Origin of the sequence: Stenotrophomonas sp. SXG-1, from assembly GCF_014083965.1 — a bacterium.
GTDB classification, from domain to species: Bacteria; Pseudomonadota; Gammaproteobacteria; order Xanthomonadales; family Xanthomonadaceae; genus Stenotrophomonas; species Stenotrophomonas geniculata.
Window position 1 is genome coordinate 355,001 of sequence record NZ_CP046588.1, and the last position, 19,353, is coordinate 374,353.

At 65.3% G+C, this 19,353-nt stretch carries 15 protein-coding genes and 3 rRNA genes (1 of these 18 running past the window's edge); 13 read left to right on the plus strand and 5 right to left on the minus strand.

Annotation, left to right across the window (positions count from 1 at the left end):
• The 3 genes from GOC52_RS01580 to rrf (GOC52_RS01590) all read left to right on the plus strand — a co-directional run.
• Positions 1-1,318: ribosomal RNA gene (locus GOC52_RS01580) — 23S ribosomal RNA — on the plus strand; it begins 1,562 nt to the left of the window's first position.
• Positions 1,319-1,445: 127 nt separating this feature from the next.
• Positions 1,446-1,560: ribosomal RNA gene (rrf, locus tag GOC52_RS01585) — 5S ribosomal RNA — on the plus strand.
• 132 nt (positions 1,561-1,692) lie between these two features.
• Positions 1,693-1,807 (plus strand): 5S ribosomal RNA (rrf, locus tag GOC52_RS01590).
• 282 nt (positions 1,808-2,089) lie between these two features.
• On the opposite strand, the gene GOC52_RS01595 is transcribed toward rrf (GOC52_RS01590), so the two are convergent.
• The gene (locus GOC52_RS01595) at positions 2,090-3,799 is read right to left on the minus strand and encodes a M28 family metallopeptidase (protein ID WP_191850511.1); all 1,710 of its coding nucleotides are present in this window, start codon (positions 3,797-3,799) and stop codon (positions 2,090-2,092) included.
• Positions 3,800-3,885: 86 nt separating this feature from the next.
• Positions 3,886-4,548, minus strand: a complete 663-nt coding sequence (locus tag GOC52_RS01600) for a DUF4097 family beta strand repeat-containing protein (RefSeq protein WP_049412328.1) — start codon at positions 4,546-4,548, stop codon at positions 3,886-3,888.
• 95 nt (positions 4,549-4,643) lie between these two features.
• Here GOC52_RS01600 and GOC52_RS01605 point away from each other — a divergent pair, with 95 nt between their 5' ends.
• Complete coding sequence (locus GOC52_RS01605; RefSeq protein WP_191850513.1) at positions 4,644-5,942, plus strand: murein hydrolase activator EnvC family protein; 1,299 nt, start codon at positions 4,644-4,646, stop codon at positions 5,940-5,942.
• Positions 5,943-6,050: 108 nt separating this feature from the next.
• Positions 6,051-7,607: a S41 family peptidase gene (locus GOC52_RS01610; protein WP_191850515.1), complete on the plus strand. Its 1,557-nt coding sequence runs from the start codon at positions 6,051-6,053 to the stop codon at positions 7,605-7,607.
• 83 nt (positions 7,608-7,690) lie between these two features.
• Here the strand turns inward: GOC52_RS01610 and GOC52_RS01615 are convergent, their stop codons facing one another.
• Positions 7,691-8,383: a rhomboid family intramembrane serine protease gene (locus GOC52_RS01615; RefSeq protein WP_010484241.1), complete on the minus strand. Its 693-nt coding sequence runs from the start codon at positions 8,381-8,383 to the stop codon at positions 7,691-7,693.
• Between the two features lie 228 nt (positions 8,384-8,611).
• Here GOC52_RS01615 and GOC52_RS01620 point away from each other — a divergent pair, with 228 nt between their 5' ends.
• Together GOC52_RS01620 and pnuC are read left to right on the plus strand one after the other, a co-directional pair.
• Entirely contained in the window at positions 8,612-9,961 is a 1,350-nt protein-coding gene (locus GOC52_RS01620; protein ID WP_010484240.1) for an outer membrane protein transport protein, read from the plus strand.
• A 141-nt stretch (positions 9,962-10,102) separates the two neighbouring features.
• Positions 10,103-10,675 carry a nicotinamide riboside transporter PnuC gene (gene pnuC / locus GOC52_RS01625; RefSeq protein WP_019338979.1) on the plus strand — a complete coding sequence of 191 codons (573 nt, stop codon included), beginning with the start codon at positions 10,103-10,105 and terminating at the stop codon, positions 10,673-10,675.
• 88 nt (positions 10,676-10,763) lie between these two features.
• Here the strand turns inward: pnuC and putA are convergent, their stop codons facing one another.
• The gene (gene putA / locus GOC52_RS01630) at positions 10,764-13,982 is read right to left on the minus strand and encodes a bifunctional proline dehydrogenase/L-glutamate gamma-semialdehyde dehydrogenase PutA (RefSeq protein WP_019338980.1); all 3,219 of its coding nucleotides are present in this window, start codon (positions 13,980-13,982) and stop codon (positions 10,764-10,766) included.
• A 274-nt stretch (positions 13,983-14,256) separates the two neighbouring features.
• Between putA and GOC52_RS01635 the strand changes: the two genes are divergently transcribed.
• The 6 genes from GOC52_RS01635 to GOC52_RS01660 are packed head-to-tail and all read left to right on the plus strand — an operon-like array spanning position 14,257 to position 19,071.
• A complete protein-coding gene (locus GOC52_RS01635; RefSeq protein WP_004153894.1) occupies positions 14,257-14,733 on the plus strand; it encodes a DUF2244 domain-containing protein in 477 nt (158 codons plus the stop codon).
• 11 nt (positions 14,734-14,744) lie between these two features.
• Complete coding sequence (gene coxB / locus GOC52_RS01640) at positions 14,745-15,701, plus strand: cytochrome c oxidase subunit II (protein ID WP_191850517.1); 957 nt, start codon at positions 14,745-14,747, stop codon at positions 15,699-15,701.
• Positions 15,702-15,760: 59 nt separating this feature from the next.
• On the plus strand, positions 15,761-17,368 hold the full coding sequence (gene ctaD, locus GOC52_RS01645) for a cytochrome c oxidase subunit I (RefSeq protein ID WP_005407790.1): 1,608 nt from the start codon (positions 15,761-15,763) through the stop codon (positions 17,366-17,368).
• A gap of 8 nt (positions 17,369-17,376) precedes the next feature.
• Positions 17,377-17,595: a hypothetical protein gene (locus tag GOC52_RS01650; RefSeq protein ID WP_043400048.1), complete on the plus strand. Its 219-nt coding sequence runs from the start codon at positions 17,377-17,379 to the stop codon at positions 17,593-17,595.
• Entirely contained in the window at positions 17,592-18,182 is a 591-nt protein-coding gene (locus GOC52_RS01655; RefSeq protein ID WP_019336368.1) for a cytochrome c oxidase assembly protein, read from the plus strand. Before GOC52_RS01650 ends, GOC52_RS01655 begins: the two co-directional genes overlap by 4 nt.
• 13 nt (positions 18,183-18,195) lie before the next feature.
• Positions 18,196-19,071: a cytochrome c oxidase subunit 3 gene (locus GOC52_RS01660; protein WP_005412024.1), complete on the plus strand. Its 876-nt coding sequence runs from the start codon at positions 18,196-18,198 to the stop codon at positions 19,069-19,071.
• A 20-nt stretch (positions 19,072-19,091) separates the two neighbouring features.
• Here the strand turns inward: GOC52_RS01660 and GOC52_RS01665 are convergent, their stop codons facing one another.
• Complete coding sequence (locus tag GOC52_RS01665) at positions 19,092-19,310, minus strand: twin transmembrane helix small protein (protein ID WP_010484233.1); 219 nt, start codon at positions 19,308-19,310, stop codon at positions 19,092-19,094.
• Positions 19,311-19,353 lie beyond the last annotated feature (43 nt).

A 19,353-nucleotide genomic window follows, 5' to 3' on the forward strand; every position in this document is an offset into this window, starting at 1 on the left:
CTTCAGCTTACGCAGACCGTACCGTAAACCGACACAGGTGGGTAGGATGAGAATTCTCAGGCGCTTGAGAGAACTCGGGTGAAGGAACTAGGCAACATGGCACCGTAACTTCGGGAGAAGGTGCACCCTTTTTGGTGGCTCGTGCGAGCTATAGCTGAAGAGGGTCGCAGTAACCAGGCCGCTGCGACTGTTTATCAAAAACACAGCACTCTGCAAACACGAAAGTGGACGTATAGGGTGTGACGCCTGCCCGGTGCTGGAAGGTTAATTGATGGGGTCAGCCGCAAGGCGAAGCTCTTGATCGAAGCCCCAGTAAACGGCGGCCGTAACTATAACGGTCCTAAGGTAGCGAAATTCCTTGTCGGGTAAGTTCCGACCTGCACGAATGGCGTAACGACAGCGGCGCTGTCTCCACCCGAGACTCAGTGAAATTGAAATCGCTGTGAAGATGCAGCGTTCCCGTGGCAAGACGGAAAGACCCCGTGAACCTTTACTATAGCTTTACACTGAACGTTGAGTTCGTCTGTGTAGGATAGGTGGGAGGCTATGAAACCATGGCGCTAGCTGTGGCGGAGCCATCCTTGAAATACCACCCTGTCGTGCTTGACGTTCTAACCTGGGCCCATTATCTGGGTCGGGGACCGTGTATGGTGGGTAGTTTGACTGGGGCGGTCTCCTCCTAAAGAGTAACGGAGGAGCTCGAAGGTACGCTCAGCGCGGTCGGACATCGCGCACTGTGTGCAAAGGCATAAGCGTGCTTGACTGCAAGATCGACGGATCAAGCAGGTAGGAAACTAGGACTTAGTGATCCGGTGGTTCTGTATGGAAGGGCCATCGCTCAACGGATAAAAGGTACTCCGGGGATAACAGGCTGATACCGCCCAAGAGTTCATATCGACGGCGGTGTTTGGCACCTCGATGTCGGCTCATCACATCCTGGGGCTGTAGTCGGTCCCAAGGGTATGGCTGTTCGCCATTTAAAGTGGTACGCGAGCTGGGTTCAGAACGTCGTGAGACAGTTCGGTCCCTATCTGCCATGGGCGTTGGAGATTTGAGAGGGGCTGCTCCTAGTACGAGAGGACCGGAGTGGACGAACCTCTGGTGTTCCGGTTGTCACGCCAGTGGCATTGCCGGGTAGCTATGTTCGGAAGCGATAACCGCTGAAAGCATCTAAGCGGGAAGCGCGCCTCAAGATGAGATCTCCCGGGGCACAAGCCCCCTGAAGGAACCATGTAGACTACGTGGTTGATAGGTCAGGTGTGTAAGTACAGCAATGTATTGAGCTAACTGATACTAATGATCCGAGAGGCTTGACCATATAACCTCAAGTTGCCTTGACTTTACGACAGCGTCGTAAGAGCATCCAGGTGCACGCTACGTCACAAGAACTACGAGAGGCAGGCGCCTTATCCAGCTGTATCGGATGGCGACGCTCCAACCGCCTCCCTGGTGAAATTAGCGCTGTGGAACCACCCGATCCCATCCCGAACTCGGAAGTGAAACGCAGCTGCGCCGATGGTAGTGTGGCTCAAGCCATGCGAGAGTAGGTCATCGCCAGGGTTTACACCCAAAACCCCGCTGCTTGCGCAGCGGGGTTTTTCTTATTAAGTGAAGGCATTGCTTTTCTGGATACCTTCCGCCCCAAGGGCAAGATCGCGAAGCTGGCGCTGCAAGCGCTGCTGCAACCGTCTCCCTGGTGAAATTAGCGCTGTGGCACCACCCGATCCCATCCCGAACTCGGAAGTGAAACGCAGCTGCGCCGATGGTAGTGTGGCTCAAGCCATGCGAGAGTAGGTCATCGCCAGGGTTTACACCCAAAACCCCGCTGCTCACGCAGCGGGGTTTTTCTTTGACCGCCGCGAGCGGCGGCGCCAACCACGGTTGGCGACTACCGATAGCAGAGGGATCAGCGGTAGATCCACGCCATGCGTGGATGCTCTCCGCAAGGAACCAAGGCGCCAACCCAGGTTGGCCGCTGCACACAGCAGGCCAGGGTTGGCACCCACCAATGGCGGAGCGCACAAAAAAAGCGGCGCCCCGTGGGGCGCCGCTTGAACCTCAACGATGTTCAGTCGAGCAGGGCTCGCCCTTACTTGGCCGAAGCCTTGTCCTTCATCATCGCGTCGCGGGCTGCCTTGAACGGGTTGCCTTCGTACCAGTTCGGCCAACGATCGCCACCGGCCAGCTCCTTGCCGACGCCGTACATCAGCTGCAGGTCCTCGACCGTACCGTCCAGCTTCCAGGTGGCCGCATCGAACTCATCCTTCGGGCCGTGGTAGCGGTTGGCGCCGTAGTCCGCTGCGGCCTTGCGGCCAGCGTCCACGCCACCCTCGCGCAGGTCTTCGCCGCCATCGGCGTACAGGGCCGGCACGCCGGCCTTGGCGAAGTTGAAGTGATCCGAGCGGAAGTAGAAGCCGCTCTGCACCGAGGTCTCACCGTGCAGGGTACGGCCCTGGGCCGCAGCCAGCGGCTTGAGGATGTCCTCCAGCTCGGAGCTGCCGAAGCCAGTGACGGTCACGTCCTTGGCGCGGCCGGCCACCGACATCGCATCGATGTTGATCACACCGGCGATCTTGTCCAGCGGGAAGGTCGGATGGGAGACGTAGTACTTCGAACCCAGCAGGCCGGACTCTTCCAGAGTCACCGCCAGGAACACCACCGAACGTTCCGGCTTCGGCTCCTGGTGGGCCATCGCTTCAGCCACCTCAAGGATGCCGGCGACGCCGGTCGCGTTGTCGACCGCACCGTTGTAGATGTTGTCGCCGGTTTCACCCTCGTGCTTGCCCAGGTGGTCCCAGTGCGCCATGTACAGCACGGCTTCGTCGGCACGCTTGCTGCCCGGCAGCACGCCCACCACGTTGCGCGACTGCTTCTGCGCGATCTGGCTCTTCAGGTCGACCGCGGCGGTGGCCTTCAGCGGCACCGGCTTGAAGCCGCGCTTGCTCGCATCCTTGTAAGCCTGCGCCAGGTCCAGGCCGGCACCGGCAAACAGCGCCTTCGCGGCGTCGGCGCTCAGCCAGCCCTGCACCGGAATGCGGGCATCCGGGTCATCCTTCGCCGGCAGGTCGTACTGCGGCCCGGCCCAGGAGTTCTTCACCACGTCCCAGCCATAGGAGGCACCGGCAGTGTCGTGCACGATCAGCGCGGCAGCGGCGCCCTTGCGCGCTGCCTCCTCGAACTTGTAGGTCCAGCGGCCGTAGTAGGTCATGCGCTTGCCGTCGAACAGCTTCGCGTCATCGACATGGAAGCCCGGGTCGTTGACGAACATCACGACCGTCTTACCCTTCCAGTCCTGGCCGGCATAGTCATTCCACTTCTGCTCCGGCGCATCGACGCCGTAGCCGACGAACACCAGGTCGCTGGCATCGACCTTCACCTCGGCCTGGCCGGTACGGGTACCCACCACCATGTCGGTGCCGAACTTCAGCTCGGTGGTCTTGCCGCCCTGGGTGATCTTCAGCACGGTCGACGCGTCGGCCGTGGTCTCGGTCATCGGCACATCCTGGAACCAGCTGTCACCGTTGCCGGGCTGCAGGCCGATGCGCTGCATCTGGTCGCGGATGTAGTTGACCGTCAGTTCCTCGCCCTTGCTGCCCGGGGCGCGGCCTTCGAATTCATCCGAAGCCAGCGTCTTGACCATCTCGGCGAAGTCGCCGGCGTTGATCTCCGGCGAGAACGCATGGGTCGCCGGCTTGGCAGCGGCGGTGTCGGTGGCCGGCGCGGGCGCCGGCGTGTCTTCGCCTTTGCAGGCACTGAGCGCGGCCGCAGCGGCCAGGCACAGGAGGAGTTTGCGGGGCATCGTCGATTCCTGGAAAACAAAGGGCGGCCGTACCTCGTGTACGACCGGTAACAGCGAGTATCACCGAACCGATGGGCGCGGTGTGCTCAGTCCGCCGGAGCGGTTTCGGTGTCGAACGGGATCGGGTCGGCGCCGGTCACCGGGCCGATGCGGGCCGTGCGGTGCACGTACAGCACCACCTCGCGCTCGAACTGCAACGGGCCGTCGACCACGGCATTCGGGCCGATGATCACGCGTGGCTTGCGGCTGGCGGTCAGCGAGACGCTGAAGTTCGGCTTGCGCACGTGCACACCGCCTTTGACCTGCGAACCGATGCCCACAGTGATGTCACCGTTGACGGTTTCCACGTCGTTGCCGACGCGGCTTTCGACCAGCCCGATGCCACCGTTCACGGTTTCAACGCCGCCTTCGATCTGGCTGCCGCGATCGCTGAAGATGCTGCCGTTGACGGTGCTGACGTTGCCATGGGCGATCACGTCGCGGCCCAGGCGCACACCGCCGTTGACCGTTTCGATCTTGCCGGTGCGCGCGCGATCGGCGACCTTCACCCCGCCGTTGACGGTGTCGATGCTGCCGGTCTCGACGCCTTCGCCGACGCGGATGCCGCCGTTGACGGTGTCCAGCTTGCCGTAGCGCTGGCCGGGTTCGGCGCTGATGCTGCCGTTGACCTTGCTGATGTTCTCCTGCGCACAGACCGGCCCGGTGGCCAGCAGTACGCCCAACAGCAGCGGAATGGAGAGAGCTTTCATGGGGACCTCGATGGATGTGCGGCTGGCAGGCCGCGTGCGGAGATGTCACCATTCCCCGGTACCCCCTGCAACTGCCTGAAGTCACTGGAAAGCCCTTGCGCAACAACGCCTTCCCATCACGCCGACATCACATCGCCGCTGCCCGCGGCGGGCGCTGCCTGCTGTTGGGGCTGGCCTTGGCACTGGCGTTGCCGTTGCCGGGTGCCGCGCAGACCACGCGCGAGACCGAGCGCAAGCTGCAGAAACTGCGCAGTGAGCTGAAGGGCGTGGCGCAGGAGCGCCGGCAGATCGAAGGCCAGCGTGGCCAGGCCTCGCAGCAGCTGCGCGAGGCAGATGAGAAGGTGGCCCGCACCGGCCGTGCGCTTGCGCAGACGGAAACCGCGCTGCGCGAGCAGGGAAGGGCCCTGGCCGAGGCCGAACAACGCCGCAGCACGCTGCAGGCCAACCTCGCCCAGCAGCATCGCGAGCTGGCCGGCCTGCTGCGTGCAGCCTACCAGCTGGGCAACCACGCACCACTGAAGCTGCTGTTGTCGCAGGACACGGTAGCCGATGCCAATCGCGCCCTGGCCTACCATCGTTACCTGCAACGCGAGCGTGCGCAGCGGATCACCACGCTGACCGCCGACCTGAAGGAACTGGAAGCGCTGCAGGCGCAGATCGCCGAGCGCAAGCAGAAGCTGCAGGGTGCACAACAGGACCAGAAGCAGCAGGCGGCGGCGCTGGAAGCCGACCGTCGCGATCGCGCCAAGACCGTGGCCTCGCTGGACGAACGCTTCAAGGACCAGCGCGAGAAGGAACAGGCGCTGGGCCAGGACGCCAAGGCGCTGGAAACACTGCTGGCCAATCTGCGCGCGGCCGCCGCCCGCGCCGAGGCCGAGCGTCGCGCGGCTGCACGCCGAGCCGCCGCCGAAAAGGCCGCTGCCGAGCGGGCCGCACGCCAGGCCGCTGCGCAGGGCCGCCCGCCGCCGCCGACCAAGGTTCCGCCGGCGGTGGCGTCGGCACCGGCGCCGAAGGTCGGGGGCCTGGGCTGGCCGCTGTCCGGCAACCTGCTGGCCCGCTATGGCGGCAAGCTGCCTGACGGGCGTACCAGCAACGGCGTGCTGATCGGCGCACCGGCCGGCAGCACCGTCACCGCGGTGGCCGACGGTACCGTGGTGTTCTCCGATTGGATGACCGGCTACGGCATGATCCTGATCGTCGACCACGGCAACGGCTACATGAGCCTGTACGCCCACAACGACACCCTGCTCAAGGATGCCGGCGCGCGGGTCAGCCGTGGTGATGCGGTGGCCAAGGTCGGCAATTCCGGCGGCCAGGGCGTCACCGCGCTGTATTTCGAGCTGCGTCGTGGTGGGCAGCCGGTGAACCCTGACAGCTGGCTGCAGCGGCGCTGAATCCAGCGCTTCCGCGTGCAGGGCGGATTCAACGGGAATTTAGCTGTGCTTCGCGCATAATCGGTGCATGTGCCTTGGGCACCATGCCACCGTCGACAGGAGTGATCCATGCGCGCAGCCCGTACCGCCACCCTCTTGCTGGCCCTGTTGCCAGCGCTGTCCTGGGCGCAGCAGACCGCGCCCGCCCCGAGCCAGGAAACCGGCGGGCAGGCAGCGAGCAGCGAGGAGGCGGTGACCTCGAAGGTGCCGCTGGAGGACATCCGCCGCTTCGTGGCCGTCTACAACGCAGTGCGGGCCGCCTACGTCGATCCGGTCGATGACAAGAAGCTGATGCAGGCCGCGGTGCGTGGCCTGCTGCTCGACCTCGATCCGCACAGCACCTACTTCAACAAGGAAGACGCGCAGGCGTTCGACGAACAGGCCAGCGGCGCCTACGAAGGCATCGGCGTGGAGCTGCAGCAGCAGCCCGACAACGCCAGCATGAAGGTGATTTCGCCGATCGACGACACGCCGGCGGCGAAGGCCGGCATCCTCGCCGGTGACCTGATCATCGCCATCGACGGCAAGCCGATCAGCGCGATCGATGCCAGCGAACCGCTGCGCGGCCCGGCCGGCAGCAAGGTGGTGCTGACCATCGTGCGCGAAGGCAAGCCCAAGCCCTTCGATGTCAGCCTCACCCGGCAGACCATCCGCGTGACCAGTGTGCGCAGCCGCCTGCTGGAACCGGGCTATGGCTATATCCGCCTGAGCACGTTCCAGGCCGACACCGGTTCGGACTTCCAGAAGCACGTGCAGCAGCTGCAGAAGCAGTCCGGTGGCCAGCTCAAGGGCCTGGTGCTGGATCTGCGCAGCAACCCGGGTGGCCTGCTGACCGCCGCCGTGCAGGTGGCCGACGACCTGCTCGACAAGGGCAACATCGTCAGCACCCGCGGCCGCATCAGCATCAGCGATGCACGCTTCGATGCGACCCCGGGCGATCTGTTGAAGGGCGCACCGGTGGTGGTGCTGGTCGATGCGGGTTCGGCCAGTGCCTCGGAAGTGCTGGCCGGCGCACTGCGCGACAACAAGCGCGCCCGCGTGGTCGGCAGCCGCACCTTCGGCAAGGGCTCGGTGCAGACCGTGCTGCCGCTGGACAACGGTGATTCGGTGAAGCTGACCACCGCGCGTTATTACACGCCCAGCGGCAAGTCGATCCAGGCCACCGGCATCGTGCCGGAGGTCGAACTGAAGCCTGCGGCGCGCCCGGAAGACGAGGCGCTGCCGGCCAGCCTGAGCGATTACAGCGAAGCGACCCTGCCGGGCCATCTGCGCGGTGACGACGAAGGCACCGAGGGCTACCACGCCGGCGCCGTACTGCCGGGCGATGGCCCGATCAACGACGCGCTGGCTGAGCTGAAGAATCCGGGTTCGGTGGCTGCACGCTTGAAGGCCGAAGCGGCGAAAGCGGATGCGGCGAAGGCCGCGAAGGCCACAGCTGCGAAGCCGGAGGCGAAGGTAGAACCGAAGCCGGAAGCGAAGCCGGAAGCGAAGCCGGAAGCAAAGCCGGAAGCAAAGCCGGAAGCAAAGCCGGAAGCAAAGCCGGAAGCAAAGCCGGAAGCAAAGCCGGAAGCAAAGCCGGAAGCAAAGCCGGAAGCAAAGCCCGCACCGGCTCCGGCCAAGCCCTGATTCTGTAGCGTCGAGCCGTGCTCGACTGATCTACGAACGAGCGGGTGAGCGTGACGCCGGCCAGCGGCCGGCTCCCCAAGGGCTCAGAAGCCGTGCCGCTTGCGCAGGCGGCGTGCGATCGCGGCGCGCACGTACACGCCGTACAGCAGGCCGAACAGGAAGCCACCGATGTGCGCCCACCAGGCCACCATGCCGAAGCTTGGGCCGATGTGGGCGAACACCACCTGCAGCGCCGCCCAGACCCCGATCAGCAGATAGGCCGGGGCGCGTACGAACTCCAGGAACAGGCCCAGCGGAATCACCACGCCCAGCCGGGCGCCCGGGAACAGGGCCAGATAGGCGCCGATCAGCGCTGACACCGCACCGCTGGCACCGATGATGATCTGGTCCGGGCTGCCCATGGTGTAGATGGCCACCAGATTGGACACCGCACCGCCGACCAGGAACAGCAGCAGCAGGCGCCACGGGCCCAGCACCCGTTCGGCGGGCAGGCCGAAGATCAGCAGGAACACCAGATTGCCCAGCAGGTGTGACCAGTCCGCGTGCAGGAACAGGGCGGTGAACAGGCGCAGCACGCTGCCGTCCTGCAGGGTCGCCCACCAGTCCAGCGGGTGGGTCAGGCCGGTGGACAGGGCGCCCCAGTCCAGCCAGAGGCTGCCCCGGGCGTCATCCGGACGCGAGATCGACCACAGGAACGCCAGCCACAGTGCCGCAAACAGCACGGGCGTGGCCCAGCGCAGGGCTGCCTTCTTGCGCGACGGGAGGGAGACGAACATGGGCACTAGCCTAGCGTGAGGGCGCTTACGGCGGGGATTGTCCTGTTCAGCTTTTGAGACGAAAAAAGCGCCTGCGCTGTTATTGTTTCATTAACAGCTCTGGGTAATACTCGCATACGGCGTCGTATGTCGGGAGGGGAATCCGGCGCGCTCCGAAGGGCCCCAAGGCCCGCCGGGCGCAGGCGCACTCAGAGCACCATCACCGCTTACCGGAGAGAGAGAACTACGATGCAAACCGCTTCCACCATTGCCCGATTGACCCTGCTGGCCGTCGGCGTTGCCGGTGCGCTGGCTGCTGCCGACGCCAATGCCGCTGCCTTCCAGCTGAAGGAAAACAGCGCCAAGGGCCTGGGCCGCGCGTTCGCCGGCTCCGGCAGCGCCGAAGGCGACGCCTCCATCATCGCCGTCAACCCGGCCGGCATGCGCCAGCTCGATGGCACCCTGGTCCAGGGCGACCTGAGCGCCATCAGCTTCAAGGCCGAGTTCAAGGGCCAGGGCCGCAATGCAGCAGGCCGTCCGCAGACCGGTGGTGACGGCGGCGACGCCGGCATGATCGCTCCGGTTCCGGCCGCGTACTTCCACATGCCGATCGGCGAGAAGGCCCACTTCGGTGTGTCGCTGACCGCACCGTTCGGCTTCAAGACCGAATACGACAACGGTTGGGTCGGTCGTTACAGCGGCCTGAAGACCGATCTGAAGGCCATCGACCTCGGCTTCGCCGCGTCGTATGACGTCAACCCGTACGTGTCCTTCGGCGCGTCGGTGTTCGTCGAGCACCTGACCATCGAGCTGAGCAACGCCGTCGACTACGGCAGCATCCTGGCCGGTGCCGGCGCTCCGGGCTTCGCCCCGGGCAGCGCCGATGGCACCCTGAAGATCGAGGGTGACAACAATGCCGTGGGCTGGACCGTCGGTGGCCTGTTCTCGATCGACGAGAACACCCACATCGGCCTGAGCTACCGTTCGAAGGTCGAGCACAAGATCACCGGTGGTGATGCGACCTTCAGCGGCGCCGACCGCGCCCGTTCCCTGCTGACCAACTCGCCGCGTACCCGCGGTTGGTTCATGGACACCAGCGGCAAGGCCACGGTGACCATGCCGGCCTCGGCCACCCTGAGCGTGACCCACAAGGTCAACGACCGCTGGACCGTGATGGGCGACGTGACCCGCACCGCCTGGTCGACCGCCTTTGACAGCGTCACCGTCGACTACGCTTCGCCGCAGGCGGATTCGGTCCTGGAGTTCGGCTACCGTGACACCACCTTCGTGTCGCTGGGCGCCGACTACAAGCTGAGCGACACCGTCACCCTGCGCGGTGGTGTTGCGCTGGACCAGACCCCGACCACCGACGCCCACCGCGACGTCCGCGTGCCGGATACCAGCCGCAAGTGGCTGTCGCTGGGCGTGGGCTGGACCCCGTCGCAGAACACCGAGTGGAACTTTGGCTACACCCACCTGTTCACCAGCGATCCGAACGTGAACGTGCGTGCGACCACTGCCAACCAGGGCAACTCGCTGTCGGGCAAGTACAAGGTCCGTGGCGACGTGCTGGCTGCTTCGTTCCAGTACAAGTTCTGATTCGGGCCAACGCCTGACGCAGTACACGGAAGGCCCCGCGCAAGCGGGGCCTTCTTTTTTGTGGAACGCTTTGGGGCATCCACGCAGGGTGTGGATCCAGCCGATTGCCTACGCAGCGCGTGGATCCACGACAATAGCGCGATGAACCTGTCCGATCCGAATTTCCAGCTGGAGCTGGCCGCCAACATCGCCGTCGCCGGCTCGATCCTGCTGGCGGGCCGCAACAACGTGCACACCTGGTGGCTGGGCATCGTCGGCTGCGCGCTGTTCGCGGCGGTGTTCGAGCGCTCTCACCTGTATGCAGACATGGTGCTGCAGTTCTTCTTCATCGCCATCAGCGTGCTGGGCTGGTGGCAGTGGCTGCGCGGCGACCACGGTGCACCCCTGCCGATCACCTCATTGCGACCGCGTGCCTGGGCGTGGCTGGCACCACTGGCGGTGGTGGCGACCTTCGGCTACGGCTGGATGCTGACCCGCCTGACCAACGCCTACGCGCCCTACATCGATTCGGCGGTGCTGGTGCTGAGCGTGATCGCCCAGATCCTGATGATGCGGCGCAAGCTGGAATCGTGGTGGGTGTGGCTGCTGGTGAATACCGTCGCGGTGCCGCTGTACTACAGCCGTGGCCTGCATCTGACCTCGATCCTGTACGTGGGCTTCTGGATCAACGCACTGGTGGCGTTGCGCCACTGGCGCAATCTGATGCGGGTGTAGAGCCGAGAACGGGCTCGGCTCTACAGGAAAAAAAGCACAAAAAACCCCGCTTTCGCGGGGTTTCTCGTTTGCCGCATCAACCGGGCGATCAGTCGCCCAGGGTCAGCAGCGAAGCGTTGCCGCCTGCGGCGGTGGTGTTCACCGTCACCGTCTTCTCGGTGGCGAAACGCAGCAGGTAGTGCGGGCCGCCGGCCTTCGGACCGGTGCCGGACAGGCCCTGGCCGCCGAACGGCTGCACGCCGACCACCGCACCGATCTGGTTGCGGTTGACGTAGACGTTGCCGACGTGGACGCCGTTGCTGATGCGATCAACGGTTTCGTCGATGCGCGAATGCACGCCCAGGGTCAGGCCGTAGCCGGTGGCGTTGATCTGGTCGATCACCGCGTCGAGCTGGTCGCCCTTCCAGCGGATGACGTGCAGCACCGGACCGAACACTTCCTTCTGCAGCTGGCCCAGGTCCTTCAGTTCGTACGCGCGCGGTGCGAAGAAGGTGCCATTGGCGGCTTCGGCGGACAGCTCGGCGGCAGCGATCAGGCGCGCTTCGCGGTCCATGCGTTCGGCGTGGTCCTGCAGGATCTTCAGTGCATCGGCGTCGATCACCGGGCCGACGTCGGTGGACAGCAGGCCGGGGTTGCCGACCTTCAGCTCCTTCATCGCACCGGCCAGCATGGTCATCACCTTGTCGGCGATGTCGTCCTGCACGAACAGCACGCGCGCGGCCGAGCAGCGCTGGCCGGCGGAGGTGAAGGCCGAACCGATCGCGTCCTTGACCAGCTGTTCCGGCAGCGCCGAGGAATCGGCGATGAAGGCATTCTGGCCGCCGGTCTCGGCAATCAGCACACCGATGGCGGCGTCACGTGCGGCCATCGCGCGGTTGATCGCACGGGCGGTGTCGGTGGAACCGGTGAAGGCCACGCCGGCCACGCGCGGGTCGGCGGTCAGCGCGGCACCGACGGTGGCACCGTCGCCCGGCAGGAACTGCACCACCTCGGCCGGCACGCCGGCGTCGTGCAGCAGCTTCACCGCGTAGTAGCCGATCAGGTTGGTCTGCTCGGCCGGCTTGGCGATCACGCTGTTGCCAGCGGCGAGTGCAGCGGCCACCTGGCCCAGGAAGATCGCCAGCGGGAAGTTCCACGGGCTGATGCAGACGAACACGCCGCGGCCGTGCAGCTGCAGCTCGTTGGATTCACCGGTCGGGCTCGGCAGCTTCTCGGCGTGGCTGAACTGCTCGCGTGCCTGCTTGGCGTAGTAGCGCAGGAAATCCACCGCTTCGCGCACTTCGGCGATGCTGTCGGGCAGGCTCTTGCCGGCTTCCTTCACGCACAGCGCCATGAACTCCGGCATGCGCGCTTCCAGCTGGTCGGCGGCGTGCTCGAGGATGGCGGCGCGGCTGGCGGCCGGGGTGCGGTTCCAGGCCGGCTGCGCGGCCACGGCATTGGCCAGGGCCTTCTGCACGGTGGCAGCGTCGGCGGCCAGCCACTGGCCGACCACTTCGCGGGTGTCGGCCGGGTTGGTCACCGGCAGCGCGGCGCCGGCCGGGTTCGCACCCGGTACCAGCGGCGCGGCCTGCCAGGGCTTCACAGCCGCGTTGATCTGCTCGGCCAGGGCGCGCAGTTCGTTGTCGTTGGCGAGATTGGCGCCCATGGAGTTCTTCCTGTCGTGGTTCTGGCTGCGCAGCAGGTCAACCGGCAGCGGGATCTTGGGATGCGGAATCGATTCGAACGAGGACACCATCTCGACCGGATCGCGGATCAGGTCGGCGATCGGCACGCGCTCGTCGGTGATGCGGTTGACGAAGCTGGAGTTGGCGCCGTTTTCCAGCAGGCGGCGCACCAGGTACGGCAGCAGGTCTTCATGTGAACCGACCGGGGCGTACACGCGGCAGGGCAGGTTCAAGCGATCGGCCGGCACCACTTCGGCGTACAGATCGTCACCCATGCCGTGCAGCTTCTGGTGCTCGTACACGCCGCCATTGGCGATGCTGCGCACTGCGGCGATGGTGTGCGCGTTGTGCGTGGCGAACATCGGGTAGATCGCATCGGCATGCGTGAACAGGCGCTTTGCGCAGGCCAGGTAGGACACGTCGGTGTTCTGCTTGCGGGTGAACACCGGGTAGCCCGGATAGCCTTCGATCTGCGCGCGCTTGATCTCGGCGTCCCAGTAGGCGCCCTTGACCAGGCGTACCTGCAGGCGGCGACCGGCGCGGCGTGCCATGTCGGCCAGGTGGTCGATCGTGTACGGCGTGCGCTTCTGGTAGGCCTGCACGACCACGCCGAAACCATCCCAGCCGGACAGCGAGGCATCGGAGAAGACCTGCTCGATGATGTCCAGCGACAGTTCCAGGCGGTCGGACTCTTCGGCGTCGACGGTGCAGCCGATGCCGTAGCTCTTGGCCAGCTGTGCCAGTTCCAGCACGCCCGGCACCAGGTCCTTCAGTACGCGCTCGCGCTTGGCGTGCTCGTAGCGCGGGTACAGCGCCGACAGTTTGATCGAGATGCCCGGGGCGTTGTTGACGTCGCCGTCCGGACGGCCGCCGCGTGCCTTGTGATCGCCGCCGATGGCGTGGATCGCACGACGGTAGTCTTCCAGGTAGCGCAGCGCGTCCTTCATGGTCAGCGCGCCTTCGCCCAGCATGTCGAAGGAGTAGCGGTAGTTCGCGTTGTCGCCCTTGTGCGAGCGCGACAGCGCTTCGCTGATGGTACGGCCCATGACGAACTGGTGGCCCATGATCTTCATCGCCTGGCGCACGGCCAGGCGCACCACCGGCTCACCCACGCGGCCGACCAGGCGCTTGAACGCGCTGGGCGCATCGGCGCGGGTGGCATCGTTCATCTGCACCAGCTTGCCGGTCAGCATCAGGCCCCAGGTGGAGGCGTTGACCAGCACCGAGTCGCTGCCGCCCAGGTGCTTTTCCCAGTCGGCATCGGCCAGCTTGTCGCGGATCAGCTTGTCGGCGGTGTCCTGGTCCGGAATGCGCAGCAGCGCCTCGGCCACGCACATCAGCAGCACGCCTTCCTCGCTGCCCAGGTCGTACTGGCGCATGAAGGCTTCGATGGCGCCCTGGTCCTTGGCACGCACGCGCACGCGGCCGACCAGGTCGGCGGCCAGCGCCTGCACCCTGGCCTGTTCCTCGGCGGGCAGGCGGGCCTGCGCCAGCAGCTCGCGCACATGGCTGGCCTCGTCCTTCAACCAGGCATCGGTGATGGCCTGGCGGAACGGGTTGGGGGGCGCCGGCAGTTCCGGCGACAGCAGCGCGCCGGGACGCGGAGCGTCGTGGGCGGCAGGGGAGGAGGAAGGTGCGTTCATGCCGGTCCGGCCAGTGGAAAACTTGGCGATTTTAATCATTTTTGCGGGTTCCGGAAGTGCCCCGCAGCCACCTTGATGAAGTGCTGATAGCCCCTAGCTGCGGTGGATTCAGCGTGTTCAGCAAGCTCGGAAGAACTTGTGCTGAATTCGTCATTTGTGTCGCCGACCTCATGCTGTGTTGCAGCATGGGAAAAAGTGTGAATGCACCCTTGCTACCGGCGAGAGGGCGGGGCTACCATCGAGACGTTTCCCGCGGCAGGAACGCGGTTGCGACATGATCGAGGTGCTTCCAGCTCCGGATGGGTCAGGTACGCAGCTGCGGCTGCGTCCCCCACGGGCGCTCGATGCCCGGCAGTTCGTCCTGTTGTTCACCGTGTTGTCGGGTGCGATGTGGCTGGTGTCCGCCCTCGGGTGGTTGGCCGGCAATGCATTCGCCCCCCTGTTCGCGCTGCTGTACAGCCTGGTGCTGGCGGCCGCGCTGCGTGCCTTGTGGCGCAGCGGTGAACGGCAGGAGGAGATCCGGGTAGTGCCGGCGTACGTGGAGGTCATCCCCGTACCCGGTGGATCGCCGGTGTTCCGGGCCCACCCCCACTGGGTGCGCCTGCTCACCGACGATGAGAGGGTCCGGCTGGCATCCAGCGGCCGGCAGGTGGAGGTGGGGAGTTTCCTCGCGCCGGCCGAACGTCAGACGCTCGCAGAGACACTTGAAAGCTTGCTCGCCGCCAGCGATGGCGGCAACCGACGACGCTAAGGGTCTAGGCAATGAAGCAAAGCAGCAGGTGGGGCACGAAGTGCGTGAACGCGGTTGCCGCAGTGCTGGCGACCGGGGGACTGATGCCAGCGTTGGCCTGGGCCCAGGCGGCCGATCCGAGGCCGTGGCAGCTGAACATGGGTAAGGGGGTGACCCAGACCTCGCGCCTGGCCTGGGAATCGAACAACCTGTCGTTGATCATCTGCACGGTGATCGGCGTCATCGTGTTCGGGGCGATGGCCTACGCCATGTTCAAGTTCCGCAAATCCAAGGGCGCGGTCGCCGCCACCTTCAGCCACAACACCAAGGCCGAGGTGATCTGGACGGTGATCCCGGTGATCATCCTGATCGTGATGGCCTGGCCGGCCACGGCCAACCTGATCAAGATGTACGACACCCGCGATGCCGAGATGACGGTGAAGGTCACCGGCTACCAGTGGATGTGGAAGTACGAATACCTCGGCGAGAACGTCACCTTCACCAGCCGGCTGGACCGCGAGTCCGACCGTGTGCGGCAGAGCGGCGTCGTGCCGACCCGCGAGAGCCATCCGCACTACCTGCTGGATGTCGACAACCGCCTGGTGCTGCCGGTCGATACCAAGGTGCGTTTCGTCATCACCTCCGACGACGTGATCCACGCCTGGTGGGTACCGGCGCTGGGCTGGAAGCAGGACGCCATCCCCGGCTTCATCAACGAAGCCTGGACCAGCATCGAGCAGCCCGGCGTGTACCGCGGGCAGTGCGCAGAGCTGTGCGGCAAGGACCACGGCTTCATGCCGATCGTGGTCGAGGCGGTGTCCAAGGAAGACTTCAAGCAGTGGCTGGCGCAGCGCAAGCCTGCGGCGCCTGCCACGCCGGCGGCACCTGCGGCACCGGCCGAACCGACTGCACCGGCGGGCGAAGCACCGGCTGCGCCTGCTGCTGCAGAAGCGGGCAGCGCACCTGCCACCGCAGCCAGCGGCGCGTGATGTAAAGCCCGCGGCCGCTCGCGGCCGTGGTGACAACCGATTCTGAGAGGTGTTTTGCAATGGCGCACTCGGCAGTTGGGCACGACGATCACCATCACCACCAGAGCTTCTTCGAGCGTTGGTTCTTCTCGACCAACCACAAGGACATTGGCACGCTGTACCTCGGTTTCAGCTTCATCATGTTCATCATCGGTGCGGCGATGAGCGTGGTGATCCGCGCCGAGCTGGCGCAGCCGGGCCTGCAGTTCGTCAAGCCCGAGTTCTTCAACCAGATGACCACCGTGCATGCGCTGGTGATGATCTTCGGTGGCGTGATGCCGGCCTTCGTGGGCCTGGCCAACTGGATGATCCCGCTGCAGATCGGCGCGCCGGACATGGCGCTGCCGCGCATGAACAACTGGTCGTTCTGGCTGCTGCCGGTGGCCTTCAGCCTGCTGCTGCTGACCCTGTTCCTGCCTGGCGGCGCACCGGCAGGTGGCTGGACGCTGTACCCGCCGCTGTCGCTGCAGGGCGGCTACAACGTCGCCTTCAGCGTGTTCGCCATCCACGTGGCCGGCATCAGTTCGATCATGGGCGCGATCAACATCATCGCCACCGTGCTCAACATGCGCGCGCCGGGCATCGACCTGCTGAAGATGCCGATCTTCTGCTGGGCCTGGCTGATCACCGCCTTCCTGCTGATTGCGGTGATGCCGGTGCTGGCCGGTGCGGTGACCATGCTGCTGACCGACAAGTTCTTCGGGACCAGCTTCTTCAATGCCGCCGGTGGCGGTGACCCGGTGATGTACCAGCACATCTTCTGGTTCTTCGGGCACCCCGAGGTCTACATCATGATCCTGCCCGCCTTCGGCGTGGTCAGTGAGATCATCCCAACCTTCAGCCGCAAGCCGCTGTTCGGCTACCAGGCGATGGTGTACGCCACCGCCGCGATCGCGTTCCTGTCGTTCATCGTCTGGGCCCACCACATGTTCACCGTGGGCATGCCGCTGGGTGGCGAGATCTACTTCATGTTCGCCACCATGCTGATCTCGATCCCGACCGGCGTGAAGGTGTTCAACTGGGTCAGCACCATGTGGCGCGGCTCGCTGACGTTCGAAGCGCCGATGCTGTGGTCGGTGGCCTTCGTCATCCTGTTCACCATCGGCGGCTTCTCCGGCCTGATGCTGGCGATCGTTGCCGCCGACTTCCAGTATCACGACACCTACTTCGTGGTCGCCCACTTCCACTACGTGCTGGTGACCGGCGCGGTGTTCGCACTGATTGCCGCGGTGTACTACTGGTGGCCGAAGTGGACCGGGCGCATGTACAGCGAGAAGTGGGCCAAGGTGCACTTCTGGTGGTCGATCGTGTTCGTCAACCTGCTGTTCTTCCCGCAGCACTTCCTCGGCCTGGCCGGCATGCCGCGCCGTATTCCCGATTACAGCGTGGCCTTCGCCGACTGGAACCTGATCAGCTCGATCGGTGCATTCGGCATGTTCGTCACGCCGTTCATGATGGCCGCGATCCTGCTGTCCTCGCTGCGCAATGGCGAGAAGGCCGAGGCGCGTTCCTGGGAAGGCGCACGTGGGCTGGAGTGGACGCTGCCATCGCCGGCACCGGCGCACACCTTCACCACGCCGCCGACCATCCGCCCGGGGGATCTGGCGCATGACGACATCACGCACTGAGGTGGGGCATGCATAACGAGAGCCCGCTGCAGACCTGTAGAGTCGAGCCATGCTCGGCTGACGAAAAGCAGCCGAGCATGGCTCGGCTCTACAACAGCCCGGGCGACGCCCCGGAAAACGGCATCGAACAGCAACGCCGGCGCGCCAGGCGCACGGCGATGTGGGTCGGCGCCATCGCTGTGCTGGTCTACGTCGGTTTCATCCTCAGTGGGGTGATCGGCCGATGAGCGACGCACCGGCCACCGCGACCTCACGCAGTGCCGGGCTGCCGCGCCTGATCGGCGTGGCGGTGGCGGTGTTCCTGCTGACGTTCTCGCTGGTGCCGCTGTATCGCATCGCCTGCGAGAAGGTGTTCGGCGTGCGACTGGAGCGCGGCCCCGGCAGCGAAGCCAGTGCGGGTGCGGCGTCCGGCAAGCGCACCGTACGGGTGGAATTCGATGGCGGCGTCAACTCGCGCCTGCCGTGGTCGTTCCATCCCGAACAGCTGACCATGGACGTGGTGCCCGGCGAACTCAACGAAGCGTTGTACTTCGCACGCAACGACAGCCAGCAGGCGGTGGTCGGCAGTGCGGTGCCTTCGGTGGCGCCGGCGCGTGCCTCGGGCTTCTTCAGCAAGACCGAATGTTTCTGTTTCACCGCGCAGACGCTGCAGGCTGGCGAGAAGCGCGACATGCCGGTGCGTTTCATCGTCGATCCGGATCTGCCGCCGGAGATCAGGACGATCACCTTGTCCTACACCTTCTACCGCAACGACGCGCTGTCCGATCGGCTGGCCCCGGCCGCCACCTCGGAAGGCGCGCACGCCGCACCCTGACCCGGATACCGACATGGCCCAGACACCGACCGACGCCAACGTGTACTTCGTCCCGGCCCAGAGCAAATGGCCGTTCGTGGGTTCCATCGCGATGATGGTGACCATGGTGGGCGTGGCCAGCTGGCTCAACGATGCCAGCTGGGGACGCTGGACGTTCTACATCGGCATCGCGATGCTGGTGCTGACCCTGTTCTGGTGGTTCAGCGACGTGGTGCGCGAGTCGCAGGCCGGCAACTACAACCACCAGGTCGATGGTTCGTTCCGGATGGGGATGATCTGGTTCATCTTCTCCGAGGTGATGTTCTTCGGCGCCTTCTTCGGCGCGCTGTTCTACACCCGCAACCTGGGCCTGTCGTGGCTCAGCGGCGAAGGCCGCGGGGTGATGACCAACGAACTGCTCTGGCAGGGCTATTCGGCAGGATGGCCGACCAATGGCCCGGCGGCGATCGGCGGTGCGTTCCAGACCATCCCGGCCTGGGGCCTGCCGCTGATCAACACGCTGATCCTGCTCACCTCCGGCGTGACCCTGACCATCGCCCACCATGCACTGAAGGCCGGCAACCGCCGCCAGCTGCTGATCTGGCTGGGCCTGACCGTGGTGCTCGGCCTCGGCTTCCTGACCCTGCAGGCGGAAGAGTACATCCACGCCTACAAGGAACTGAACCTGACGCTCGGCTCGGGTATCTACGGTTCGACGTTCTTCATGCTGACCGGCTTCCACGGCGCCCACGTGCTGCTGGGCACGATCATGCTGATCGTGATGTGGCTGCGTTCGGCCAAGGGACACTTCACCCGCGACAACCATTTCGGTTTCGAAGCCGCCGCATGGTACTGGCACTTCGTCGACGTGGTGTGGCTGATGCTCTTCATGTTCGTCTACGTGCTTTGACCGCGCACGCATCGGTGGCCTCAGCCGCCGATGCCGTGCGGCTTGATCCAGCCCATGTAGATGCTCACGATCACCAGTACGATCAAGGCCACCGACACCCCGATGCGGCGTGTCAGTGCGTTGACCGTGCGCTTGGTCTGGCCGCGGTCGACCAGCAGGTAATACAGGCCGGCGCCCAGATTCCAGACGATGACGATCAGAAACGCGATTACCAGCAGGGTCTTCAGCGAATCACTCATGCGCGGCTCGAGGGCAGGGTGGATGTGCCTATCTGACCGCGTT